Genomic DNA, 24,462 nt, shown 5'->3' on the forward strand with positions numbered 1-24,462 from the left:
ACAGCCCGTCGCTACGACAAACCGAAGCCAGCGCCATGTCGCGCGTCGGCTTCGACTACAATTCGCGCTATTTCAGCTTTTAACAGGTCTGTTATTGATGAAAAAAATCACCAGTGTGTGCCCGTACTGTGGGGCCGGGTGCAAGCTCAAGCTTGTTGTTGAAAATAACAAAATTATCCGTGCCGAAGGCGCAGAGGGTGTAACCAACCAGAACCAGTTATGCCTGAAAGGCTACTATGGCTGGGACTTCCTTAACGACACGCGGCTTTTGACGCCACGTCTGACCCGCCCGATGATCCGCTATCAAAAAGGCGGAAAATTTACCCCCGTCAGTTGGGATGAAGCAATCCGCTATACCGCACAACGCTTATCCGCCATTAAAGAAACCTTTGGGCCCCGCGCCATTATGACGACAGGCTCTTCCCGTGGGACAGGGAATGAAACCAACTACGTCATGCAGAAATTCGCCCGCGCCGTACTCAATACCAACAATGTCGATTGCTGCGCCCGCGTATGCCACGGCCCTTCCGTCGCCGGGTTGCAGGAGACGCTGGGTAATGGGGCGATGAGTAACTCCATCAGTGATATAGAGAACTCCAAATGCCTGCTGATTTTCGGCTATAACTGCGCAGACTCTCACCCTATTGTCGCGCGCAGAGTCATTAAGGCCAGGCAGAACGGCGCCAAAATTATTGTGTGCGATCCCCGGCGCATTGAGACCGCCCGTATTGCCGATCAGCACCTGCAACTGAACAACGGCTGCAATATGGCGCTGGTTAACGCCTTTGGCTACGTTCTGCTTGATGAACACCTTTACGACACGGAGTACGTACAAAAGCACACGGAAGGACTGGAGGCCTATCGGGAGACCGTAAAAGATTACGCCCCGGAATCCGTTGAACATTTGACCGGCGTCCCTGCCCAGCAGGTGCGTCAGGCGATGCGAACGTTCGCCGCCGCCCCTTCCGCCACGGTCATGTGGGGAATGGGTGTGACCCAGTTTGGTCAGGCTGTCGACGTCGTGCGCGGTTTGTCGAGCCTGGCGTTGCTGACGGGCAATCTGGGGCGTCCTGACGTCGGCGTCGGCCCGGTACGCGGTCAGAACAACGTCCAGGGAGCGTGCGATATGGGCGTTCTGCCTAACCAGTTCCCCGGCTACCAGGACGTGACGGATGCAGCCGCCAGAGAGAAATTCGCGCAAGCCTGGGGAATCGATGCCAGCCTGATGGATGACAAAGTCGGCACGCGTATTACCGAGGTGCCGCACCTGGCGATGGAAGGCAAAATTAAAGCCTACTACATCATGGGGGAAGATCCGCTGCAAACCGAGGCCGACCTGGGGCTGGTGCGGGCCGGTTTCGAGGCGCTGGACTTTATCGTGGTGCAGGATATTTTCATGACCAAAACGGCAGAAATGGCGGATGTTCTCCTGCCCGCGACCTCATGGGGCGAACACGGCGGCGTCTTCACCTGTGCCGACCGTGGCTTCCAGCGGTTTGAAAAAGCCATCGACCCCACCGGAGATGTGAAGCGCGACTGGGAGATTATCAGTCTGCTGGCGACCGAAATGGGCTACCCGATGCATTATGAAAGTAACCAGCACATCTGGGATGAGATGCGCGAACTGTGTCCGCTTTTCTACGGCGTCACCTGGGAAAAAATGGGCGATATGGGGCATGTGCAGTGGCCGTGCCCGGATCTTGATCACCCCGGCACACCGTATCTTTACGCACATAGTCAGTTTGATACGCCCAGCGGCAAAGGCAAGTTATTCGCCGCGCCGTGGCGGGCTCCGGCGGAAGTTCCTGATGATGTGTTCCCGATGGTGCTCTGTACCGTTCGCGAAGTGGGACACTATTCCTGCCGCTCAATGACCGGCAACTGCGCTGCGCTACAGGCGCTGGCAGATGAACCTGGCAACGTGCAAATCAACACGAACGACGCGGAAAAACTGGGGATTCGTCATCGCGAACTGGTGTGGGTGAGTTCACGTCGCGGTAAAGTCATCAGCCGGGCCGATGTTTCAGATCGCATTAACCAGGGAACGGTCTATATGACCTATCAATGGTGGATAGGCGCCTGTAACGAACTGACTCAGGATAATCTTGATCCGATTTCGAAAACGCCTGAAACCAAATACTGCGCCGTGAAGGTCGAAGCCATTACCGATCAGCGCTGGGCGGAAAACCATGCTGCCCAATCGTACAGCGATATGAAGTCGCGTTTATGCGAGGCAATTGCATAAGCCGCGCTGTGCCTGTTAGCCCGGGTTCGGGAAAAAGAACCCGGGCGTTTTCATCAGCGAACCTCAATATTCCGCATGCTGCGGTTCCGCCGTCTGCAACGCAATATATTCATCTTGTTTATCGCGTTTCATAAACGTCAGCGTAACCAAAAAAAGCCCGATCATGAACGGCAATTCATACAGTTCTTCAATCAAATCGGTGTATTGCTTACTGTGCAGGAACAGCGGCGCCAGTAACCGATGATGCTCCACCGTATCGGAAATTAAAAACGCGCAGGCAGTAACAGTTAGCAACCACAGCGGCAGGGATTCTTCACGCAGCCGACGCGCAATCTCCTGGCGCAAAGTCTTTGAGATCAATACCGGAAGCACAAGCGCGGCGATCAGGACGACGGAGATCCCCCGGAAGATCATTTTGGGATGATCAGGAAAGTAGTCGCGCCCCCAGCTGGTGCTTCGCCCTAATAACACCAGCCACCACACCACCGCCCAAAGCCAAAACTGCTTTGCGCCGTCAGGGCGAGACAACGGCCTGATATACCAGGCGGTAAATAGCGCACCAAACAGTAGCCATAGCGCCTGCCCATTTTCAATCCATAACACCACGACGCCATTTAGCAGAGGTACGTGCCAGTTCGCAGTGAAAGGAATAACCAACGCAACAAGCGCAAGGACGAGAGCCGACGAGGTTAATCGAGTATCAAATTTCATGGTGGTCATTTTCTGTTCAGTGTTTGATGCTCAATCATATATTTTATGAATGCCAGAGCATTAACAAACAATGCGATGTTCTTAAGGTTTCCTTAATATTTCTTTTCAATTAACTTCAGTTGTCAGGTACATGCTGATATCAGGCGAAAAAAAAACCGCCCAGCGTCGTGATAGCGCTGTGCGGTTTAGCGTAACGGTTAAAAAATCGCGGTCGCAGGCTTCCCGAACGGGATCACCAGCCGCAAACGTCATGCTCGTTTTCGGTGTCGTATGAGCGCACGGTGTTCACCAGATCTTTCACCACTTCTGCCGCAACGTCCGGGACCAGCAGTGTCATCGGCGCTTCAGTTTCATAATCAACTGAAACACCGTTGCTGTTATTGGTTACGGTAACGGTATAGGTCGCTTTGCCCATGATTTACTCCTTCCCGGTATGAATGACTTTTCGTTGGCTGGCGCTTTCCATCAGCACTTCCGGTGCAACAAAAAAGTCGATGTTAAAGTAGGTATCGTCGCTCATCACTTCGATGTTGTGCCATTTTTCCGGGGGAAAAACGCCGAACTGACCGGCTTCAATGATCATCACTTTTTCCGGTTCCGGGCTGTGTTCATCTGCGTATCCGAGATATTTGACCGCCCCCTGCATAACCGACAGGCGAGGATAAACCCCTGGTCGGGTTCCTTTATCAAGGTGGCGTTCGAAAATTCCGGCTGGCGCGGTGTCTTTATTCCAGAACGGAGTGGAGCGTGTATGGATATGATTTTGTGGAATTTGAAGCATTTTATTCCCTCTTCCAGTAACAACCAGCGATCTTACTGAATCGCTGCTGTAAAAAGGGTACGCCTCATAAGATGTGTTTTAAATACCATTTATTGGTTATTTTTTTCCGTCGCGCGTGGCGGTGAGCATCATCTTTAAGCAAAAAGTAAAAACGGAAGGCCCACAGAGTGCGCGGGCCTGATGGCGTTATGACTGAAGCGTCGCCAGACGTGCGGCAAAACCAACGAAAATCAAACCGATAAGGGAATTCCCCACCTTCGCCAGTTTCTTTTTCGTGCGAATGTACTGCGTTACAAAAGCGCCCGAAATAATCAGGAAGCTCAGATAGAAAAAGCTCACCACTTCAAGCGTTGTCGCCAGGATAAAAAATGACAACCCCGCGTGCGGCGCATTGACGTCAATAAACTGGACGAAAAACGAAACGTAAAAAAGGATAGCTTTGGGATTGGTCAGGCTCAGAATTAAGGCACGTTTAAAGATTGCGCCAAACGGAACCTCATCATGCGCCACTTCGCTCCCTTTCGATTTGAGCGTGGCGTAAAGAATCTTCGCACCAAGATACAGCAGATAAAAAGCGCCGAGATAACGAACGATATTAAACAGCACCGGCGTTGTTTTTATTAATGTTGCGACGCCCGCGTACGCCAGAAACATCAGCACCGCATCGCCAATGAACACGCCGCTGGCGGCGAGATACCCGCCTTTCATCCCTCGCCCGACGCTGTTTTTCAGCACAAATATCGTATTAGGCCCCGGCACCAGCACGATAAAAATGGCCCCAACCAGATACGTCCAGTAGTTCAGAACTCCATACTCTGCGAACACGTTAACCTCTTCCTGAAAAAAACAGATACGCTTTACTGCGAAACAATATGCTAACGAATGAACTGAATGATGGGAAGGGAAATCATAGCGTTGCGTTATATCATGATATTTACCGGCAAAGGCGCCCTACTTATGACAGATATCGCTCTTTTGGGACACCGTCGCAACACGATGGCGGGTCCTGCCGGACCCGCCATAATGACAACATCTTAGTGGTGCAACATCTCGTCGACGACCTCTTCGGCCTTCAGCTGGTACGGATAATAGGTTGGCCAGTTATCCATTTCTTCAAGCAATGCCTGCTGGGAAGTGTTCCCCATAAAGATATGGAAATGGCTCGACTTACGCGGCGCGATAATATGATCGCTGAACTGCACATATTTAGGCGCGTTGCTCTTCGCATCTTTACACTCAAACAGATAGCGAACGCCTTTTTTACCGGATGCGTAGGTCAGGATTTTGTGTCCGGCATAATCGTATTGGCAGGACTCAACCTGATTACCGGTGTGAAATTCCATGACACCATTCTCAATGCCGATAGTATCCACATTGGTGGCGTAGCCTTTACGGTAATAGGCCTTAATCTCCTCGGCCGTTTTGCTGTTATCTTTCTCCGCTTTCTTTTTAAATACCGGATCAAGCTCCCCGCTTACCAGATACGGATAAACAGACTGCCACATACCGTCCCAGTCCGTTAGCGCCCTGTCCTTCACGTTTTTATCGTCAAAAACGCCTTCTGCCGCCTTTTGCTCCATCTCCGTTAGCGGTGCGCCATGTGAATGGTGCCCATGCGCAAGCGCGTGTCCGCTAACCAGAAGCATTCCCAGAGCTACTGCTAATTTTTCAAAATGAATCGCCAAAATATCACCCTCAATCAGTGCATAAAGATAAAATGTTATAATATAACATCACCATTAATTCAACTCTGAATGAGAAGCATAAAAAACGGGAGCACACAGGCTCCCGCTTATTCCAACAAACTGACAGTCCCCGGCGTTACAGAGTGACAATCTCTGGCTCATCAAATACCGTGAGCGTTGGGGCTTCGCCGGTAAATTTCTCTGCGTATACCAGGGTCGTATTCCCCGCGCAGCCGTTCGCCAGCCTTGACGTCGGGATGTCCGCCGTCAGCACGTTGGCGCCGCCGTTTTTACAGATGCCATTCTCGATATCAGGCCAGGCGCCTTCATGGATACAGATGATCCCCGGCTTGATCCCGTCGCTGACGTGCGCCCCGACCAGAACCTGACCACGACCATTCCATACGCGTACCAGGTCGCCCTCAGCAATGCCTCTTGCCTTCGCATCATCTGGATGAATCGTCACCGGCTCGCGATCGGCAATGGCATACTCTTTTCGCAACGACGCATAGTTCAACTGACTGTGCAGACGGTGCGCCGGATGGGCGGTCAGCAACTGTAACTGATCCTTATCCGCAGACCCTTTCCACTCATCCGGTTCAATCCATGAAGCATGAGGCGGACAGTCTTTGTAGTGATAACCTTCAATGGTTTTTGAATAGATCTCGATCTTACCGCTTGGCGTACCGAGCGCATTCATGACCGGATCATGGCGGAAATCGGCATAACGCACATATTTGTTGTTCTTTTCGTTCTCGCGCATTTCAATCAGCTTATTCTGCTGCCAGAACGCATTGAACTGAGGCATTGCCACACGTTGAGCGCGAGCCGCCTTTTGCGCGGCGTCGTAGAATTGCTTCAGCCATGCCATCTCATCTTTACCCTCGGTATAGACCGCTTTGCCGCCGGGTTTGAGCATCTCAGCTAAATCAGCAAAGACGTCAAAGTCATTACGGGCCTCAAACTGCGGCTCAATCACCTGCTTCATAGGCACCAGATGCTGGTTGCTGTAGTCTCCGGTCATCGTGAGATCGTTACGTTCAAACGATGTGGTGATCGGGAGAACAATATCGGCATGTTTCGCCGCCGCCGTCCAGTAGCACTCGGAAATCACCACCAGCTCGGGCTTCTGCCACGCTTTGATTAAGCGGTTGGTATCCTGATGATGGGTAAAGTTCGCGCCGCCTGCCCACCAGATCATTTTGATATCCGGGAAGGTCTGCTCTTTACCATTATGCTGATATTTTCCTCCCGGGTTTTCCAGCGCCTCCACAATTCGCGCCACAGGCAGATTCACCACCGCATCCGATACCGCCCAGTCGTTCCCTGCCGACGATCCCCCCTCAATTTGCGCCGATATCGCAGGCAGTACACCACCGGTACGCGTCGGGTTCCCGCCGTTGGAATAGTGATAGGAGAAACCGAAACCGCCGCCTTCCGTCCCAATTTGCCCCAGCATCGCGGCCAGCGTCACCAGCATCCAGTGTTTTTGCTCACCGTATTGCTGACGTTGAATCCCCCAGCCCGCCATCAGCATGGTTTGGTTGCTGGCGAAAATTTCCGCCAGTTTCTCAATCTGTTCTGCGGGTACGCCACAGACGCCGGATGCCCATTCAGCGGTTTTCTCAACGTTGTCGCTCTTGCCGAGCAGATACTCTTCAAACTGCGGATAACCGGTGGTGTATTTTTCCAGGAACGCTTTATCGTGACGCTCTTTTTTCACCAGCGTATGCGCAATCCCCAGCATCATCGCCACGTCAGTTCCCATATGCGGGGCGATCCACGTTGCATTGTCGCCAAAAAACTCAATGGTTTCTGAGCGCATTGGGTCGATCGCGATAACGGTTTTTCCCGATTTCTTCAGCAGATTAAAATACTCAAGCCCTTGTTCATCCGTACTGCTCCAGGCAATTTTTAACGTGTTGAGCGGGTTCATCCCCCACAGCACCACCACCTGGCTGTGCTCAAGCACCATCGGCCATGTCGTCTGTTGTTCATATACCTCAACCGATCCCACAACATATGGCATGATAACCTGCGCCGCCCCGGTGGAATAATCCCCGGTATGGCCTGCATATCCCCCGGCCATACTCATATAGCGTTGCAGCAACGTTTGCGCTTTATGCAGGACGCCGCTGGAGCGCCAGCCATAGGAACCCGCAAAAATGGAGGACGGGCCATAGCTGCTACGAATACGGCTATGCTGCTCATGAATGAGTTTCAGCGCCTGTTCCCAGCTCACCCGCACAAAGGGATCGCTTCCCCGTTTACCGTCCGCTTTACCTGGATTTTCCAGATAGCTTTTACGCACCATTGGGTATTTTACACGGACGTTGGTATGTACCTGATCCGGCGCGGTTTGCTGCAATGAGTTCGGTATGGTTTTAGGTAATGCGCCTTTTGAAGAGACAACTTTGCCGTCTTTGACCTCCACATATACGGCCCCCCAACGTGCGGCAGTCAGGATGGCGCCGCCATTTTGGTTTTCGGCCCAGGCAGGCATTGGGATCACCGAAGAAATCGCCATAGTCCCGGTTGCCGCTCCAGCCGTCTTGATAAAGTCACGTCTTGTGAGTTTCATGATTTCTCCTGGTATTATCACTATTCATGCATGTCTTTCGCGTTGTACTGGAAGTAACGGCTCAGGATATCCAGTTCGTTTTCACTGATGTTGGTACGAGCCCCCATCCCTTTCGCCACAGAGGGCCAGGCATTGAGGGTAAAATGCTTCGCAGGAATCGGCGCATGGCAGCCTGCGCAATACACATTGTCGAGTTTGCGCGCGTAGTCCCACATCGGTTCGCGGCTGGCGAGCGCAGAGCCGCTCCACTCGCCCTGTAGCGCCACATCCCGCCACGCGTTACCGTAATCATCTTTTTTCCAGTCAGAGAGAATGTTGAGTGATTGCTGCCCTTTCTCACTCAGACTGGCAAGGATCAACCGCTGGCCTGCCGCGTAGTAAATAACCTGCTCGCTCCCCTGCATCTGGCTTCCGCGGATCTCCACCAGCCGTGAGGTTTCCGTCGATTTCAGGACATGCATTTGCGTGGCCGGATAGACGGTTGCCAGATCGCCAAGTGCGGTATTGCTTACGGCATAGAGCGTTTTTGCAGATGCGGAGGTGGATGCAGACTGGGCCTCAAGCGCTTTGAGGGCGCTGTCGTCCATTGTTATTTCGGGTGGGAAGTGGGCGACGCCTTTGTGGCAATCAATACAGGTTTGTTTTTCCTGAATGCCCATTTGGTGCATTTTGCGGGCATCAGCGCTTTGCGCGTCAAGATCCATCGCATCCATGCTATGACAGCTACGACAGGTTGCGGAGTCGCTGGCTTTCAACTGCGCCCAAACGGTTTGCGCCATCTCCAGACGGTGTTCTTCAAACTTCTCTGGCGTGTCGATTTTTTTGGTGATGAACTGATGATAGACATCTTTCGAGGCAAGGAGCTTGGCTACCAGGTAATCCACCCCACCTTCCGGGATATGACAATCCGCGCATTCCGCACGAATCCCCTTCTGATTCTGGAAGTGAACCGAGCCCGTATACTCCTCATAAGGCGCCTGCATCGTATGGCAAGACAGACAAAATTCAGTGCTCGATGTTTTATGTAACGTCCATTGCCCCGCTAAAACAATTACTGCGCCAAGAACGATGCAAAGCAGCATCGTCCATAAAATGGTTTTATTTATTTTTCTCATTCTTCATTCTCGTCAGACAACTACCCTTTTAGAGGTAGACAATAATTAGACTGAGCAGGTTAATTATTGATATCCATCAAGCGTGGATGTGAATAAGAATTAGCATGCAAGTAAATTTGAAGGGGATCGCAGATTACACAGCAACGGAATATATGAATACAAAAGTGTTAAAACACAGTTAGTTACACTGCATAGTATAGATATTTAAACCGGCATTAAATTAAATATCAGGAGAAAGCTTCAAATAATTAAGATGGCGATTCAAGAGAGAGAAAACATCCCGTCGTTATATAAATAAATATACAATGAAATAAAGTAAAACGGAACCCATTACTGCTTCATAACGATATTCACGGTAAAAATCATTCTCCTGACAGCCATCATGTCAGTAACACCTTCTGGTGGACGTTTTGTGTCTACATTCTTACGACTTGCGGACTCGTTCACATAACTTTGATCTGATTACTTCTTATACAACCGATAAGTCCAGTACACTTAAGGTGGAGATAAAACAAACAGGAGGTGGTGAATATGTATCGTTCTATTCTGGTGCCGATTGATATCTCAGAAGCCAGCTTGACCCGTCAGATCATCCCGCAGGTTGAGGCGCATGCTAAAACCGCAAAGGTGCATTTTTTGGCCGTAATACCTTCTGTCCCGTTCTATGCCTCACTGGGTCTGGCCTACTCCAGCGAGTTCCCGGATAGAAGCGGTCTTCAGTCAAAGGCCGCCGTCAAACTGGAGGAAATTGTTAAACAATTCAATATCCCCGAGGGCAGGAGCCAGTCCCATGTTGTCTACGGCCCGCCCAAAGATCAGATCCTCAAACTGGCGGATGCGGTAGAAGCCGACCTGATTATCATTGCGTCGCATCAACCGGGTTTCAGCACCTATCTGCTGGGTTCAACTGCTGCGGCCGTTGTTCGCCATGCAAACTGCCCTGTTCTGGTTGTACGCTAATACCGCTCGCTAACCCTGGCGAAAACGGGAGCCAACAGGCTCCCGTTCTTGTATCACACCTGTTTTCTGATGAATGACTCCCGATAAAAACAGCCTTATAAAACGAATGGTTGAATCATTAAATGATAATGGTTATCATTCTCTTGCTCTAAATACCTTAGCGCCTAATACAGGTATTGAAAGCACGACATTGCTCACATTGCTTCCAGTATGATTTTGCCCGCACTCTGTTGCGGGCTTTTTTTGCCAGAGTATTCATGCTCTCAGGGAAAAGGGCATGTGAGTCGTTAAACATTAAAAGGATATTTATGAACATAAAGAGAGTTGCCGGCACGATTTCAATCGTATTGTTGACGGCTTGTGTCGACTCAGAAGTACAACCCGCGCCCTCTTCCGCCAGCCCAATTTGTCAGGGATTCGGCTGCGTAAAAACTCCCGGGAAACTTCCCAGCCGCGCCGCCACCCATAAACCGACAAAAGAAGAAAGAAACCGTGTGATCCGGGGCGAGAAACCCGATTTTGGCTCCGAAGAGTGGAGTGTCGGGGGTACGCTGCCTGGCTGGTGATTGCAGGTGCAGAGTCGTCACTCTCACAACACGCCATTCTACTGACATAAAAAAACGGGAACTGACAGGTTCCCGTTCTTGTTTATCCTCAGGTGCATATTTACAGATACCCGGCGATATAACCGGAAATCATACGCACAAGATAAGGCCACCCGGCCATGACAAGCAGCATCAGCAGCGCGATAAGCAGCCCCGTTAATACTGACCGAATGCGTTCATGTTCCGTGCCCATTTTCACCTCCCCTGACCGCAGAAAATGAATGACTAAATTCCCAATAGCACGAACACATGACAGGTTTATGACGGCATTATTGACCAGTAACCGCCCGGAGGCGGTTTGAAACCAGGAAGCGAGCTATTCGCCGTTACTCTCAATCGCGTTTTCTTTCTTCCCATACAGGGCCGGCTTGCCTGCTGGTCGGGTCTTAAAGCGACGGTGTAGCCACATATATTGTTCAGGAGCCAGGTTGATTGCGCGTTCAATCGCCCGATTCATTCTGGTCGCAACGGTTTCCTTGCCCTCGTCATACAGTTCATGGCCGATATCCGGGAGGATGATCAGCTCGTACCCTCTTCCATCCGCTCGGCGTCGGGGAACAAAAGGAACAACCGCCGGGCGGGCGCTTCTGACAAGTATGTAACTGCCGGCGGTAGTCGCCGCATCGGGAACATCAAAAAAAGGAACAAACACGCTGTTACGAGCGCCATAGTCATGATCAGGTGCATACCAGACAATCTCACCTTGTTTGAGCACTCGTATCATGCCTTTTAAATCATAGCGATCGAGCATGGTTTTATTTGAGCGAAGACGTCCCCGCGTCTGCAACCAGTCATACAGCGCGTTATTGTTCGGCCTGTATACGCCAATGCCCGGATTGAGCATCCCAAATATGCGCGCCCCAAGTTCAAGAGTAAGAAAGTGCATACCGATGAGAAGCACGCCTTTATTTTCAGCTCGCGCACTTTCCATATGTTCATAACCCGTAACCGTAAACCATTTGCGTAAACGCCTGTCTGACCAGAACCAGGCGATACCGGTTTCAAGTACCCCCATGCCTACCGACTCAAAATTTTTAATCAGTAATTTTTCACGCTCCTTCGCAGGTAGCGCCTTAAAGCAAAGTTCCAGGTTGCGACGGGCTATTGTTACCCTGCGAGGCAATGCGCGCATGGCCACTCTCCCCAGACAAGCGCCAAGCCTGAGCAGAATGGGATAAGGCAGCAAAACAGCACATCGTAAGAAGAAAATACCCAGCCATAGCAGCCAGTAGCGAGGATGAAAAAAAGCGAATGAAAATGTTGGGAGTCTCGTCATTGAGTAAAATACGTTCCGATTTACTGATAACTGCGGTGTTAGCTATCTGACTATTACAAAGAGGGGAAAACTAAAGCCCCGGTTAGCACAAAAAGTCTATAAAAAGACGAAAAAGTCGTTTTGTCATTTTTTGCGACTTATCCCCTGCTCACCGCGAGGTCGTAAAAACGTCATTTACCTTTTCGCCGCCACATGACCGATCGGACAATTTCAGGTCTATTCATTAAGCACAATTGAGGTTATGTTATTACATAACTTTTAGTGAGAAGGGTAATCATCAGATGAAAGTCAGAAACATATTCGCCATATCACTGGCAGCCTCGTCGTTCAGTTGCCTGGCATTCAAATCGCCGCCCAACGTAGTACCCGGTACGGCTCCTGATAACGTTCGCACACTCGAAAGTAAGATTCTGGGAAGTTTTTACAGTCAGCATGGTACTGAGCCGCAGACAACATTTTTGGGAACCTGTGACGCTTCACCCGTTCCAGGTTGTTCATGCCCGTTTTGCACAATGCTCCGTAGCCACATCCGCTGATGGGCTAATCGTCTGAGTCACTGGCAGATGCACATCTTCCCCGTCTGGAGACTTGCGAAGTATCGTCTTAGTCCTCTGCGAATTCGACATTCAAAAAACAAGTTCGAATGCTAATAATAAAAAACGGGAACCCTCAGGCTCCCGTTCTTGTTTAACCCAGAAACTGGATTACATATTTGCGATGATCGCGTCGCCAAACTCTGAACATTTCAGCAGCTTAGCGCCTTCCATCAGACGTTCGAAATCGTAAGTGACGGTCTTCGCGGCAATCGCGCCTTCCATCCCTTTGACGATCAGATCTGCGGCTTCGAACCACTGCATGTGGCGCAGCATCATCTCAGCAGACAGAATGATGGAGCCCGGGTTAACTTTATCCTGGCCCGCGTACTTCGGCGCAGTACCGTGAGTCGCTTCGAACAGCGCGCACTCGTCACCGATGTTCGCGCCCGGCGCGATACCGATACCGCCAACCTGCGCCGCCAGGGCGTCAGAGATGTAGTCGCCGTTCAGGTTCATACAGGCAATCACGTCGTACTCAGCCGGACGCAGCAGGATCTGTTGCAGGAACGCATCGGCGATCACGTCTTTAATCACGATCTCTTTGCCGGTGTTCGGGTTCTTGATTTTGACCCACGGGCCGCCGTCGATCAGCTCGCCGCCGAATTCATCACGCGCTAACTGGTAGCCCCAGTCTTTAAACGCGCCTTCGGTGAACTTCATGATGTTGCCTTTGTGAACCAGGGTCACAGAATCACGGTCGTTAGCGATGGCATATTCAATCGCCGCACGCACCAGACGTTTGGTTCCTTCTTCGGAACACGGCTTAATACCGATACCACAGTGTTCAGGGAAGCGAATTTTCTTCACACCCATCTCTTCGCGCAGGAATTTGATCACTTTCTCGGCATCCGCAGAGTCGGCTTTCCATTCGATACCTGCATAAATATCTTCAGCGTTTTCGCGGAAGATGACCATGTCGGTCAGTTCAGGGTGTTTAACCGGGCTTGGGGTGCCCTGATAGTAACGAACCGGACGCAGACACACGTACAGGTCGAGTTCCTGACGCAGCGCCACGTTCAGGGAACGAATACCGCCGCCGACCGGGGTAGTCAGAGGGCCTTTGATGGCCACGCGGTAATCACGAATCAGATCCAGGGTTTCAGCAGGCAGCCAGACATCCTGGCCATAAACCTGAGTGGATTTTTCACCGGTGTAAATTTCCATCCAGGAGATTTTACGCTCGCCTTTATAGGCTTTCTCGACAGCGGCATCGACCACTTTGAGCATGGCTGGGGTTACATCAACACCGATACCGTCGCCTTCAATGAACGGGATAATCGGATTTTCAGGAACGTTGAGTTTGCCGTTTTGCAGGGTGATCTTCTTACCTTCCGCCGGAACAACTACTTTGCTTTCCATTCACCTCTCCTTCGAGCGCTTCTGGTTTGCTCGTCTGTCATCACGCTGCATGTGCGTTTGCGTCCTGCGACACGGATGCATTAGAGCAACTTTTTTGTTAATGATTTGTAATGAGCGTGTCAATACTACCCTATTGTTTGCTGCCATGAAAGACACTCGTTATTAGGCTATAATGCGGCAATTGATAAGCCCTGAAAATACCATGCAAAAAACTTCTTTTAGAAATCACCGGGTTGAGCGATTCAGCTCACGACAAGTCACTAAGCGGCGGAAAGAAAACCAGCCAAAACGCGTGGTTTTGTTCAATAAACCTTACGATGTTTTGCCGCAATTTACGGATGAGGCCGGGCGCAGCACATTAAAAGACTATATTCCTGTCCAGGGCGTCTATGCAGCAGGTCGTCTGGACAGGGACAGCGAAGGTCTTCTGGTGCTCACCAACGATGGCGCATTGCAGGTTCGTCTGACGCAGCCCGGCAAACGTACCGGTAAGATTTATTACGTTCAGGTTGAAGGTGAACCCACCGCAGAAGCGCTGGAAGCCCTGCGCAATGGCGTGACGCTCAATGATGGCCCCACTCTGCCTGCGGGCATTGAGGTAGTGGACGAACCCGAATGGCTGTGGCCGAGAACGCCGCCGATTCGCGAACGAAAAAGTATCCCCACCCGCTGGCTCAAAGTGACCTTATATGAAGGCCGTAACCGTCAGGTACGGCGTATGACGGCGCACGTCGGCCACCCTACGCTGCGACTGATCCGCTACGCAATGGGCAACTACACGCTGGATAATCTTGCCAACGGCGAATGGCGAGACGCTACCGATTAAGGAAAAACCATGTTCAAACCGCACGTCACCGTCGCCTGCATCGTCCATGCAGAAGGTCAATTCCTCGTGGTGGAAGAGACCATTAACGGCAAAGCGCTCTGGAATCAGCCAGCCGGACACCTGGAAGCCGACGAAACGCTGGTGGAAGCCGCCGCGCGCGAACTCTGGGAAGAGACAGGGATTACCGCGCAACCCCAGCACTTTATTCGTCTGCATCAATGGATCGCGCCGGACAACACGCCGTTCCTGCGTTTCCTGTTTTCCATTGAGCTTGCCAGGATGTGCGCCACTGAACCTCACGACAACGACATTGACTGCTGTCGCTGGGTCAGCGCCGACGCGATCCTCAACGCCCCCAACCTGCGTTCGCCGCTGGTTGCCGAGAGCATTCGTTGCTGGCAGAACGGGCAACGTTATCCGCTGACGATCATCGGCGAATTTAACTGGCCGTTTACAGAGGGTGTCAAGTAAAAGGGCTGCGTGATAGAATACGCCGCCTTGAAGTTCAATGTCGTGAGTATTCCAATGTCAGAAAGCCCAAAAAAAGTGATCGTCGGCATGTCCGGCGGTGTCGACTCCTCCGTTTCCGCCTGGCTGTTGCAACAACAGGGCTACCAGGTAGAAGGCCTGTTCATGAAGAACTGGGAAGAGGACGACGGTGAGGAATATTGCACAGCGGCAGCCGACCTGGCTGATGCGCAGGCCGTTTGCGACAAACTTGGCATTGAACTGCATACCGTAAACTTTGCCGCAGAATACTGGGACAACGTTTTTGAACTCTTCCTGGAAGAGTACAAAGCGGGCCGCACGCCGAACCCGGATATTCTGTGTAATAAAGAGATCAAATTTAAAGCCTTCCTCGAATTTGCCGCTGAAGATCTGGGCGCTGATTATATCGCCACCGGTCACTACGTCCGTCGCGCGGATGTGGACGGCAAAAGCCGCCTGCTGCGCGGGCTCGACGGTAACAAAGATCAGAGCTACTTCCTTTACACACTCGGCCATGAGCAGATCGCCCAAAGCCTGTTCCCGGTCGGTGAACTGGAAAAACCGCAGGTACGCAAAATTGCCGAAGACCTCAGTCTGATCACCGCGAAGAAAAAAGACTCTACCGGCATCTGCTTTATCGGCGAACGTAAATTCCGCGAGTTCCTCGGTCGCTATCTCCCGGCGCAGCCAGGAAGAATCATCACCGTAGACGGCGACGAAATCGGTCAGCACCAGGGGCTGATGTACCACACGCTGGGCCAACGTAAAGGTCTGGGTATCGGTGGCACCAAAGAAGGCACCGAAGATCCGTGGTACGTGGTCGATAAAGATGTCGAGAATAACATTCTGGTTGTCGCTCAGGGTCATGAGCATCCACGTCTGATGTCCGTCGGCCTGATTGCCCAACAGCTTCACTGGGTCGATCGCGAACCGTTTAGCGGCCCCTTGCGCTGCACGGTGAAAACCCGCTACCGCCAGACCGACATTCCGTGCACCGTGAAAGCGCTGGATGACGAACGCATTGAAGTGATTTTTGATGAGCCGGTAGCCGCAGTAACGCCGGGTCAGTCGGCTGTCTTTTATAACGGAGAAGTGTGCCTCGGCGGCGGTATTATCGAGCAGCGCCTGCCCCTGCCGGTATAATTATTCTCTATAACTGATACAAGGAAGCAGTGATCGTGGCAAAGAATTATTATGACATCACCCTCGCACTGGCAGGCATTTGCCAGTCAGCACGCCTGGTGCAACAGCTGGCGCACCAGGGGCACTGTGATGCCGATGCGCTACACGTTTCACTGAACAGCGTTATCGATATGAACCCCAGCTCTACGCTGGGCGTATTCGGCGGCAGCGAAGCGAACCTTCGCCTCGGTCTGGAAACCCTGCTCGGTGTCCTGAATGCCAGTAGCCGCCAGGGGCTGAACGCAGAGCTGACGCGCTATACGCTAAGCCTGATGGTGCTGGAGCGCAAACTGTCAGCCGCCAAAGGCGCGCTGGACATGCTGGGCGAGCGCATTAACGGCTTACAGCGTCAGCTTGACCATTTTGACCTGCAATCAGAAACGCTGATGAGCGCGATGGCCGGTATTTATGTCGATGTCATCAGCCCGCTGGGGCCGCGCATTCAGGTGACGGGCTCACCCGCCGTGCTGCAAAGCCCGCAGGTGCAGGCAAAAGTTCGCGCCTCGCTTCTGGCCGGTATCCGTGCCGCAGTGCTCTGGCACCAGGTCGGCGGTGGCCGCCTGCAATTAATGTTTTCTCGTAATCGCCTGACCACTCAGGCAAAACAAATTCTTGCTCATTTAACCCCGGAGTTGTGATCTATGGAATTATCCTCACTGACCGCCGTTTCCCCTGTCGATGGACGCTACGGCGATAAAGTCAGCGCGCTGCGCGGGATTTTCAGCGAATACGGTTTGCTGAAATTCCGTGTACAGGTTGAAGTACGCTGGCTGCAAAAACTGGCCGCGCACGCAGCGATCAAGGAAGTTCCTGCTTTTGCTGCCGACGCAAACGGTTTCCTGGATACGATCGTCGCGAACTTCAATGAAGAAGATGCCGCGCGTATCAAAACCATTGAGCGCACGACAAACCACGACGTGAAGGCAGTTGAGTATTTCCTGAAAGAAAAAGTGGCGGATATCCCGGAACTGCATGCGGTTTCTGAGTTCATCCACTTCGCCTGTACTTCTGAAGACATCAACAACCTGTCTCATGCGCTGATGCTGAAAACCGCGCGCGACGAAGTGATCCTGCCGTACTGGCGTCAGCTGATCGACGCGGTCAAAGATCTGTCCGTTCAGTATCGCGACATTCCCCTGCTCTCCCGTACCCACGGTCAACCGGCTACGCCGTCCACGATGGGGAAAGAGATGGCTAACGTGGCTTACCGCATGGAACGCCAGTTCCGCCAGTTAAACCAGGTGGAAATCCTTGGTAAAATCAACGGCGCGGTCGGTAACTATAACGCCCACATTGCCGCTTACCCGGAAGTGGACTGGCACCATTTCAGCGAAGAGTTTGTGACGTCGCTGGGTATCCAGTGGAACCCGTACACCACACAGATTGAACCGCATGACTACATCGCAGAGCTGTTTGACTGCGTCGCGCGCTTTAACACCATCCTGATTGACTTCGATCGCGACGTCTGGGGTTATATCGCGCTCAACCACTTCAAACAGAGAACCATCGCGGGTGAAATTGGTTCTTCCACCATGCCGCACAAGGTTAACCCGATTGACTTCGAAAACTCCGAAGGCAACCTGGGCCTGGCTAACGCCGTACTGCAACACCTGGCAAGCAAACTGCCGGTTTCCCGCTGGCAGCGCGACCTGACGGACTCCACCGTGCTGCGTAACCTGGGCGTCGGTATTGGCTATGCGTTGATCGCGTATCAGTCCACCCTGAAAGGCGTAAGCAAACTGGAAGTGAACCGCGATCGTCTGCTGGATGAACTGGATCACAACTGGGAAGTGCTGGCAGAGCCGATCCAGACCGTAATGCGCCGCTACGGCATTGAGAAACCGTACGAGAAGCTGAAAGAGTTAACGCGCGGCAAACGTGTTGACGCCGAAGGCATGAAGCAGTTTATCGACAGTCTGGCCCTGCCGGAAGAAGAGAAAACGCGCCTGAAGGCGATGACCCCGGCCAACTATATTGGTCGCGCCATCACTATGGTTGACGAGCTGAAGTAATCCCCCCTGCCGGATAGCGATGCTAACGCATCTTATCCGGCCGATATTCAGCGCCCCCAATGCCGGAGACTCATCCGGCATAACTCTCCCCCCGGTTTACGAAATGTTTATCCCCGCCGCAACATAATCAGCGTTAAACTGCGAATGAAAAAAATAAACAGTTTAAGAAACATGCATTTATAACAATATCAAGAAGTTGGGGAATGTAGTTATCGGACAATAGCAGACAATATCAGGTATTTTATCGCCCCTAAAGTTGCCCCTAACCTACTATTTGCCCCCAGATCCGCCCCCAAAATCCATACCGAAAACCAACAAAAAACCTCGCCGAAGCACTGAGAAATCCCCGGCCTTAAGTGGGCTTCTCTAACGCGCTGGTCGATCAAGTACCGCGTTAATGCTACACTTGCACTCTTTCAGAATTCACTGATTTTTCACATGTTAAAGCTATCTATCTCATGGACATAAAACTGTCTGCGGTCTACCAAAATCAGGCCATTAGATACTGCATTGTCGGCGGTATGAATACGGCAGTCACAGCTTGCGTGATACTTGCCCTTACAGCCTCAGGCTTCGGCTTGTATGTATCTAATTTTTCTGGCTATGTTGTTGGGATATTGTTCAGTTACGTCCTTAACACATATTTTACTTTCTCGTCAAAGCCATCATTCAGAAGGTTGGTTAAGTTCATTGTATGTTGTGCAGCCTGCTACGTCATCAATCTCATAGCCATGAAAACAACTATAGCATTTGGTTTTGAAAATAAATATTTAATCCAGCTGGCAGGGATGTTTTTCTATACAATCTCTGGTTTTTTAATTAATAAACTCTGGGTAATGAAATAATGAAAGCGCCTGTTCTTTCCATTGTTGTGCCTTGCTATAACGAGCAAGATGTTTTTAGCCTTTGTCTTAATGAGTTATCATCTCGTATGAGTGAAATGAAAGACAAAGGGAAAATAGACAGAGAAAGTCATATAGTCTTTGTTGATGATGGAAGCAAAGATAATACCTGGCGATTAATAGAAGAAGCATCAAGTGACAGTTGTCTGGTGAAAGGGGTAAAACTTTCACGAAATAAAGGCCATCAGACTGCATTGATGGCAGGGTTATCATCATGCACTACATCTGACATTACTGTAAGTATTGATGCTGACTTGCAAGATGACACCGCTGTGATTGAAAAAATGGTTGACTCCTATCTCTCTGGTCACGACATAGTATACGGAGTAAGGAACGACAGAACCTCAGATAGTTTTTTTAAGAAGTTTACAGCAGAAGCATTCTATAAGGTAATGACCAGGCTTGGTGTAAATCAGGTTGAAAATCATGCTGATTTTAGGCTGTTAAGTCGAAGGGCGCTCAACTCCCTTTTACAGTATAAAGAACAAAACCTATATATTCGGGGTCTTATCCCCCTGATCGGATATCCAAGTGATAAAGTGTACTATTCTCGTCATGAGCGAGCAGCCGGAGAATCAAAGTACCCGCTTAGAAAAATGCTGGCTCTTGCACTTGAAGGAATCACATCGTTTTCGGTAACGCCATTAAGGATCGTAACCGCTTTAGGTTTTATTATTTCTATACTTTCATCAATTGGAGTTATATATACCCTTGCTCAGTATTTTCTTGGACATACCGTTAGTGGATGGGCGTCGATGATTTTGGCTGTCCTGTTTATAGGAGGGGTTCAAATGCTTTGCCTTGGTGTAATCGGTGAATATATCGGTAAAATTTATATGGAATCTAAGAAAAGACCAAAATTTTTTACTGAGAGAACATCAGGATTTAAAGAGGATGGTGGAATCTATAAATGAGAAATGAATCATTTAATAAGCTAATATACTTAACTATGGCGTTAGTCATTTGCCTGATGACATCATATTTTTACACATCAACTGAAAATGACATTTACTCGTTCGATTTCCTAGCGTATTGGAAAATGTACGCTGATTATAGTTCAATGCTATTTGACGACCCAGCTCAATATCTATCAAAAACCCTCCACGAGGTTTATAGCCAAGACTACAATCCTTTAGCATCTTCGATTATAGCCCCCATCTACTTTATATTTGGCGGTTCTAGGTTTATTTTTATTTCTGCCATTGCCGTATGCTATTTGATACCCGTTTCTTACTTGACATATCTTATTGTAAGAGATGCCACTAATATTCGGAGCAATGCAACATTTGCAGTGTGTTTATTGATATCGGTAAGTTTTGTAGGCTATTGGAAACCAATTCTCAGGGGTTACCCTGACATTGTTGCTATGATACCGCTGCTTTTCTGCATTTATTATATGCAGCACCATTCATTCTCTTTCAAGATTGATCTTAAGCGAGCATTATTTGTTGGTTTTCTCTTATGGCTGCCATTTGTATTGCGTCGTTGGTATGCATATACGATTGTAGCTACATACTTAGCTCTCCCTTTAGCAGATCTCATTTGGAACAAAGCCACAAATTATAAAAATGCACTAATTAATATAGTTATAAACTTTTCAATAGCAGGAGCAACAAGTATTCTACTTGTGATCTTTTTTCAAAAAGATGTTGCAATAAGAGCTATAACAACAGACTACTCGTCTATCTATTCGGCTTATGGTCTGCCGGTGATGGAGAGCATCTATAAGACTATAGCTCACATTGGATATTTTTTATTTGTTAGTTGTTCACTTAGTTTTTTTATTTCATATTTTACAATTAAAAGCTCCCGAAAAATAATCTTCATCATTTCTTTTATTTTTGTGTTAAGCTATATCCTATTTGTGCGCACACAGTCACCAGGGCATCAGCATGAGATACCATTCGTAACATGGATGCTCATCCCATTATTAATAGTCACAACCAAACTGTTGGATAACATAAAAAATAGTGAACTAAAAGCGCAATCAATTGTTGTAATGATATTATTCTCCATCTTAATTACTTCTGTATCTATTTACCGTTCATTATTTTCTGATTGGTTTGGCAGGACATTTTTCCCTGAAAAGGTTTACCAACTTAAGTTAGATAATTATGAAAATTATCTCAATATGATTAGCTATATTAAAGAGAGAGTCCTGACTGGTAATGTTAAATATGTATCAGTGATTAGTTCAGGTGGGGTGCTTAATCAAAGCATGCTCAAATATATGGCAAAAGGCTCTCTCGACAATAGAATCAAGCTAACCCCGCAAGTAGATTTACGTGATGGGATACCTATTGATTCCTTACTATCTGAATATTTAGTGGTTGTTACGCCGATAGATACTCATCTTCCTCATGGGCAGGAGGTAATAAAAATAACGGCCAATGAAGTTATGTCCGGTAAGGGCTTGGGGTCTCACTATGAAGAAATTAAAAGATTCCAACTTGCGAACGGAGCATTTGGAGTTGTTTATAAAAAAACATCTCCATTCACAACTAGCGAAGTCAAAGATTTTATTTTTAAATTTTCAAAGCATTACCCAGAATGGCAAGATAAATATGAAAATGATAAAGTATTGTCGCTAATGACATCCAACATTGAGCTTGGTGATGGTGCTGCATGGTTCTCAAGAACCAACGATTTTGGCATAAACACTCATCCAGGTAAAAATCTTGATACTGTTATCAGATTCATCCCTCTGAGAGACGTTATAACCATCAAGTCAACAAGCACGACTTGTAAAAATGGAGACGGCGTATATGTTTCATATTCATCAGCAGAAGATAGTGGGCGATTGCATATCGAACCGGGGAGAGAAGTAGAAATATCGCTGCATAATAAATACGCCCAGTTGGAGTTGCGTATAAATAAAGGCCTGAATGATTCCTGCGATAGCGTTTCGATAAATTGAATAAGAAGCGCCCACTTGGGCGCTTTTTTCTTCAGATTAGTATTCTCCAGGCCCCTCCTATCTTTTTAACGGTAATGACTCGGTTACCGTTAGCTGACCCAGTAAACACCTTGTTAGTACCGCCAACTGCAAGTCCTTCCCCTCCTGAATTGAAGGTTATTTGACCTGCTGTATCATTCGTGATCAATACATGGAAGTACATGCCATCTCTTGCAGGTTGATTTATGCCTGCAATTACAGTGTTATCGGCAGCAGATGCGATAGTATATGTAGCTCCGTTCTGAGGAACCCAAGAGTTTGTAACGGTCGGCCATCCATTGCCAATCGTGTTAAAGGGTATGGTGTTTGTTGATGGCTGACGCTCTCCGTCACCTTCTATATAATATGTGCGGTTTCGCTTATCGAACAGAACCTTAACTAGTTTGTTATTATTTACTCCAAAGCCTATATAGTGAAGTCCGCCTGACAAGTATGTCCCGCTTATTACTATTCCAGCTGCTGGGCTATCGCTTGTACATGCTAAATAGAAATGGTCGGTGGTGCCGATATCTTCAATGAAGAATCTCCGATATGCGGCACCAAGAACCCTGTATACCATCCCATTCTCTGGAACTAAGTTCGATGTTCCTGTGGTATTAAACTGACCACGGGTAGATGTTAACGGGCTCTGTTCCATGTATCTTCCGAGAAGAGTTGCGGCTCGTGTGTATGACGCAATTGCCTGCTGCCCTTCCTTCAACATTGCCAAGTTTAGCATTGTTCCATGTCGAATCCCCTCAGAACTTCTGACGGGGGCTGGAGAAGTCCATGTAGAGAAATCTGTTGTGGTGACAAAATAATATTCTCCATTGGTATTATAGGCATCAGCATATAGATACCATTGATTATATTTCTTTGAATACATTAGGCACGGCGCTTCAATGGCAGTACCACCAAAATCAAGGTCAGAAATCTTGGTATAACCACCAACTACTGTGTTAGACCGCCAAATTTCAATGTGTTTGTTGTACTCATTTTTAATGGCTATCAGGTAACGCCCCAGGGAATCCTGGTTCATTTGCGGATCAAGTCTCTGCACAGTGATATCTTGCAAGAAAAGTTGTGGCGCATCAAATGTGAGGTTTTCTAGATCATTGCACTTGCAACCTATCGCAGCAGCCCATGTTACGGAAGTCCCGTTAATGTCTGGTGCATTTGGATTGATGCCTACAGTAGCTATAATCCATACATCACCATTGTTATCTTGGAATAAAGCCGGGGCCCATATTTGGTTGATGCTAGTCGTAGTGCCGCCAAACTGAACTGCGGACTGACCGTAAAGTAATGTTGGCCCCATTTTTACTTCTTTCGGCGTCCAATTAATCATATCGTCACTCGTTAGAATGATAAGATCTCGAGGTTCGCCAATTGGAGGGTTTGGATGCCCCGAAGTGATGCAAATGTGCCATTTCCCATTGAAGAAAGAAATGTCCGGGTCGTTCCCTCTGACAGTTGTCAGGTCTGTCAAAGAGGTTTGTGCTGACGAAAGGTACCAATGACTATCAGTTTGCATATAAGTTGTGTTAACTGACTCTAACCATGCTCCATTGTAGCTTTTGAATAAAGTCACTTTCCTGTCTATCTGATTATTAAAGAAAATGCCAACATAAAAATCGGATGCATCCTCTGAAGGCACTCGATTATTAACATTTACTGTTTTATCAATATATTGCTGGACGGAGATACCATCACTGGTGCCAACCATTTCTGCACCAGAATTGTCTGCAAGTTGCTTCCTGAGCACGTCGCTAACATCAACTGCCAGCCATTTTCCATCACCGATCCCACCAGTAGACGCAGGGGTGGATCCAGATGGAACAGTTTTAGGCAGCGTGGACAGGTCATCCCAGCGGTACCAGACGCCAGTATCTTCATCCTGAATGATGTCACCGGCGGAATTAATAACCGCCCCGCCCTGAAATGTCCCGACAGGATTTAAGCCGAGGTTCGCGAGGGCTGTTTTATAACACTGCTCCATTCCATGCCAGGTAAGGCGCGGCACGCCAAAACGGTCATCCCACGTTTCATTGACCCGGTCATTTGAAAGGTGATCAAGGTTCTGGGCGTTATCGTACAAATCTTTTGCAGCAGCAGACCCCAGCGGATTGCCGGTGTTGTAAGTCGTCATATGGGCCTCATAAACGAAAAAACCCGCCGAAGCGGGTCTGTATTGGAGAGATT

General features: G+C 49.2%; 21 protein-coding genes. 10 read left to right on the top strand and 11 right to left on the bottom strand.

Annotation, left to right across the window (positions count from 1 at the left end):
- Positions 1–97: 97 nt before the first annotated feature.
- Positions 98–2,245: a formate dehydrogenase subunit alpha gene (fdhF, locus tag OGV79_RS13385; RefSeq protein ID WP_286468585.1), complete on the top strand. Its 2,148-nt coding sequence runs from the start codon at positions 98–100 to the stop codon at positions 2,243–2,245.
- 63 nt (positions 2,246–2,308) lie between these two features.
- On the opposite strand, the gene OGV79_RS13390 is transcribed toward fdhF, so the two are convergent.
- The 7 genes from OGV79_RS13390 to OGV79_RS13420 all read right to left on the bottom strand — a co-directional run bounded on the left by OGV79_RS13390 (position 2,309) and on the right by OGV79_RS13420 (position 9,118).
- Positions 2,309–2,956, bottom strand: coding sequence for a hypothetical protein (locus tag OGV79_RS13390; protein WP_058669016.1), 648 nt, complete (start codon positions 2,954–2,956; stop codon positions 2,309–2,311).
- 232 nt (positions 2,957–3,188) lie between these two features.
- Positions 3,189–3,371: a DUF1869 domain-containing protein gene (locus OGV79_RS13395; RefSeq protein WP_012132688.1), complete on the bottom strand. Its 183-nt coding sequence runs from the start codon at positions 3,369–3,371 to the stop codon at positions 3,189–3,191.
- Positions 3,372–3,374: 3 nt separating this feature from the next.
- Positions 3,375–3,737, bottom strand: a complete 363-nt coding sequence (yeaR, locus tag OGV79_RS13400) for a DUF1971 domain-containing protein YeaR (protein ID WP_024130400.1) — start codon at positions 3,735–3,737, stop codon at positions 3,375–3,377.
- 186 nt (positions 3,738–3,923) lie between these two features.
- Positions 3,924–4,562 carry a leucine efflux protein LeuE gene (leuE, locus tag OGV79_RS13405; RefSeq protein WP_012132690.1) on the bottom strand — a complete coding sequence of 213 codons (639 nt, stop codon included), beginning with the start codon at positions 4,560–4,562 and terminating at the stop codon, positions 3,924–3,926.
- A gap of 209 nt (positions 4,563–4,771) precedes the next feature.
- On the bottom strand, positions 4,772–5,422 hold the full coding sequence (zinT, locus tag OGV79_RS13410) for a metal-binding protein ZinT (protein ID WP_024130401.1): 651 nt from the start codon (positions 5,420–5,422) through the stop codon (positions 4,772–4,774).
- Positions 5,423–5,558: 136 nt separating this feature from the next.
- Positions 5,559–8,003, bottom strand: a complete 2,445-nt coding sequence (locus tag OGV79_RS13415; RefSeq protein WP_047457451.1) for a trimethylamine-N-oxide reductase 2 — start codon at positions 8,001–8,003, stop codon at positions 5,559–5,561.
- A gap of 20 nt (positions 8,004–8,023) precedes the next feature.
- Entirely contained in the window at positions 8,024–9,118 is a 1,095-nt protein-coding gene (locus OGV79_RS13420) for a NapC/NirT family cytochrome c (RefSeq protein WP_286468588.1), read from the bottom strand.
- Between the two features lie 531 nt (positions 9,119–9,649).
- On the opposite strand from OGV79_RS13420, the gene uspF reads away from it, so the two are divergent.
- Positions 9,650–10,078 carry a universal stress protein UspF gene (gene uspF / locus OGV79_RS13425; protein ID WP_012132695.1) on the top strand — a complete coding sequence of 143 codons (429 nt, stop codon included), beginning with the start codon at positions 9,650–9,652 and terminating at the stop codon, positions 10,076–10,078.
- A 666-nt stretch (positions 10,079–10,744) separates the two neighbouring features.
- Here uspF and OGV79_RS13430 read toward each other — a convergent pair.
- From OGV79_RS13430 to icd, 3 genes are all read right to left on the bottom strand, one after another.
- Positions 10,745–10,876 (bottom strand): hypothetical protein, encoded by a 132-nt coding sequence (locus OGV79_RS13430; RefSeq protein WP_012132696.1) that lies wholly within the window; start codon positions 10,874–10,876, stop codon positions 10,745–10,747.
- 123 nt (positions 10,877–10,999) lie between these two features.
- Positions 11,000–11,959 carry a Kdo(2)-lipid IV(A) acyltransferase gene (locus OGV79_RS13435; RefSeq protein ID WP_286468589.1) on the bottom strand — a complete coding sequence of 320 codons (960 nt, stop codon included), beginning with the start codon at positions 11,957–11,959 and terminating at the stop codon, positions 11,000–11,002.
- Between the two features lie 704 nt (positions 11,960–12,663).
- On the bottom strand, positions 12,664–13,914 hold the full coding sequence (gene icd, locus OGV79_RS13440; protein WP_047457457.1) for an NADP-dependent isocitrate dehydrogenase: 1,251 nt from the start codon (positions 13,912–13,914) through the stop codon (positions 12,664–12,666).
- A gap of 172 nt (positions 13,915–14,086) precedes the next feature.
- On the opposite strand from icd, the gene rluE reads away from it, so the two are divergent.
- The 8 genes from rluE (at position 14,087) to OGV79_RS13480 (ending at position 22,242) form a co-directional block, all read left to right on the top strand.
- Positions 14,087–14,740, top strand: a complete 654-nt coding sequence (gene rluE / locus OGV79_RS13445) for a 23S rRNA pseudouridine(2457) synthase RluE (protein WP_286468590.1) — start codon at positions 14,087–14,089, stop codon at positions 14,738–14,740.
- 9 nt (positions 14,741–14,749) lie between these two features.
- Positions 14,750–15,211: an NUDIX hydrolase gene (locus tag OGV79_RS13450; protein WP_110494334.1), complete on the top strand. Its 462-nt coding sequence runs from the start codon at positions 14,750–14,752 to the stop codon at positions 15,209–15,211.
- Positions 15,212–15,265: 54 nt separating this feature from the next.
- The gene (gene mnmA, locus OGV79_RS13455) at positions 15,266–16,372 is read left to right on the top strand and encodes a tRNA 2-thiouridine(34) synthase MnmA (protein ID WP_199977133.1); all 1,107 of its coding nucleotides are present in this window, start codon (positions 15,266–15,268) and stop codon (positions 16,370–16,372) included.
- 35 nt (positions 16,373–16,407) lie between these two features.
- Entirely contained in the window at positions 16,408–17,049 is a 642-nt protein-coding gene (gene hflD / locus OGV79_RS13460; RefSeq protein WP_024130407.1) for a high frequency lysogenization protein HflD, read from the top strand.
- A 3-nt stretch (positions 17,050–17,052) separates the two neighbouring features.
- Positions 17,053–18,423, top strand: a complete 1,371-nt coding sequence (gene purB, locus OGV79_RS13465; protein WP_012132704.1) for an adenylosuccinate lyase — start codon at positions 17,053–17,055, stop codon at positions 18,421–18,423.
- A gap of 521 nt (positions 18,424–18,944) precedes the next feature.
- Entirely contained in the window at positions 18,945–19,268 is a 324-nt protein-coding gene (locus OGV79_RS13470) for a GtrA family protein (RefSeq protein WP_230012594.1), read from the top strand.
- The gene (locus tag OGV79_RS13475; RefSeq protein WP_230011236.1) at positions 19,268–20,239 is read left to right on the top strand and encodes a glycosyltransferase family 2 protein; all 972 of its coding nucleotides are present in this window, start codon (positions 19,268–19,270) and stop codon (positions 20,237–20,239) included. The genes OGV79_RS13470 and OGV79_RS13475 overlap by 1 nt, the downstream gene beginning before the upstream one ends.
- Positions 20,236–22,242, top strand: a complete 2,007-nt coding sequence (locus OGV79_RS13480; protein WP_230011238.1) for a hypothetical protein — start codon at positions 20,236–20,238, stop codon at positions 22,240–22,242. The genes OGV79_RS13475 and OGV79_RS13480 overlap by 4 nt, the downstream gene beginning before the upstream one ends.
- A 31-nt stretch (positions 22,243–22,273) precedes the next feature.
- On the opposite strand, the gene OGV79_RS13485 is transcribed toward OGV79_RS13480, so the two are convergent.
- The gene (locus OGV79_RS13485) at positions 22,274–24,409 is read right to left on the bottom strand and encodes a tail fiber/spike domain-containing protein (RefSeq protein ID WP_230011240.1); all 2,136 of its coding nucleotides are present in this window, start codon (positions 24,407–24,409) and stop codon (positions 22,274–22,276) included.
- Between the last annotated feature and the right edge of the window lie 53 nt (positions 24,410–24,462).

Source organism: Citrobacter sp. CK185, assembly GCF_030333565.1.
GTDB classification, from domain to species: Bacteria; Pseudomonadota; Gammaproteobacteria; order Enterobacterales; family Enterobacteriaceae; genus Citrobacter_B; species Citrobacter_B koseri.

Coding starts and splice junctions, on each gene's coding strand:
- OGV79_RS13485 (WP_230011240.1), bottom strand. CDS start 24,409: ATGACGACTTACAACACCGGCAATCCGCTGGGGTCTGCTGCTGCAAAA.
- OGV79_RS13475 (WP_230011236.1), top strand. CDS start 19,268: ATGAAAGCGCCTGTTCTTTCCATTGTTGTGCCTTGCTATAACGAGCAA.
- OGV79_RS13480 (WP_230011238.1), top strand. CDS start 20,236: ATGAGAAATGAATCATTTAATAAGCTAATATACTTAACTATGGCGTTA.
- OGV79_RS13390 (WP_058669016.1), bottom strand. CDS start 2,956: ATGAAATTTGATACTCGATTAACCTCGTCGGCTCTCGTCCTTGCGCTT.
- purB (WP_012132704.1), top strand. CDS start 17,053: ATGGAATTATCCTCACTGACCGCCGTTTCCCCTGTCGATGGACGCTAC.
- OGV79_RS13450 (WP_110494334.1), top strand. CDS start 14,750: ATGTTCAAACCGCACGTCACCGTCGCCTGCATCGTCCATGCAGAAGGT.
- OGV79_RS13415 (WP_047457451.1), bottom strand. CDS start 8,003: ATGAAACTCACAAGACGTGACTTTATCAAGACGGCTGGAGCGGCAACC.
- uspF (WP_012132695.1), top strand. CDS start 9,650: ATGTATCGTTCTATTCTGGTGCCGATTGATATCTCAGAAGCCAGCTTG.
- rluE (WP_286468590.1), top strand. CDS start 14,087: ATGCGGCAATTGATAAGCCCTGAAAATACCATGCAAAAAACTTCTTTT.
- icd (WP_047457457.1), bottom strand. CDS start 13,914: ATGGAAAGCAAAGTAGTTGTTCCGGCGGAAGGTAAGAAGATCACCCTG.
- OGV79_RS13470 (WP_230012594.1), top strand. CDS start 18,945: ATGAATACGGCAGTCACAGCTTGCGTGATACTTGCCCTTACAGCCTCA.
- OGV79_RS13435 (WP_286468589.1), bottom strand. CDS start 11,959: ATGACGAGACTCCCAACATTTTCATTCGCTTTTTTTCATCCTCGCTAC.
- OGV79_RS13420 (WP_286468588.1), bottom strand. CDS start 9,118: ATGAGAAAAATAAATAAAACCATTTTATGGACGATGCTGCTTTGCATC.
- OGV79_RS13395 (WP_012132688.1), bottom strand. CDS start 3,371: ATGGGCAAAGCGACCTATACCGTTACCGTAACCAATAACAGCAACGGT.
- mnmA (WP_199977133.1), top strand. CDS start 15,266: ATGTCAGAAAGCCCAAAAAAAGTGATCGTCGGCATGTCCGGCGGTGTC.
- OGV79_RS13430 (WP_012132696.1), bottom strand. CDS start 10,876: ATGGGCACGGAACATGAACGCATTCGGTCAGTATTAACGGGGCTGCTT.
- yeaR (WP_024130400.1), bottom strand. CDS start 3,737: ATGCTTCAAATTCCACAAAATCATATCCATACACGCTCCACTCCGTTC.
- fdhF (WP_286468585.1), top strand. CDS start 98: ATGAAAAAAATCACCAGTGTGTGCCCGTACTGTGGGGCCGGGTGCAAG.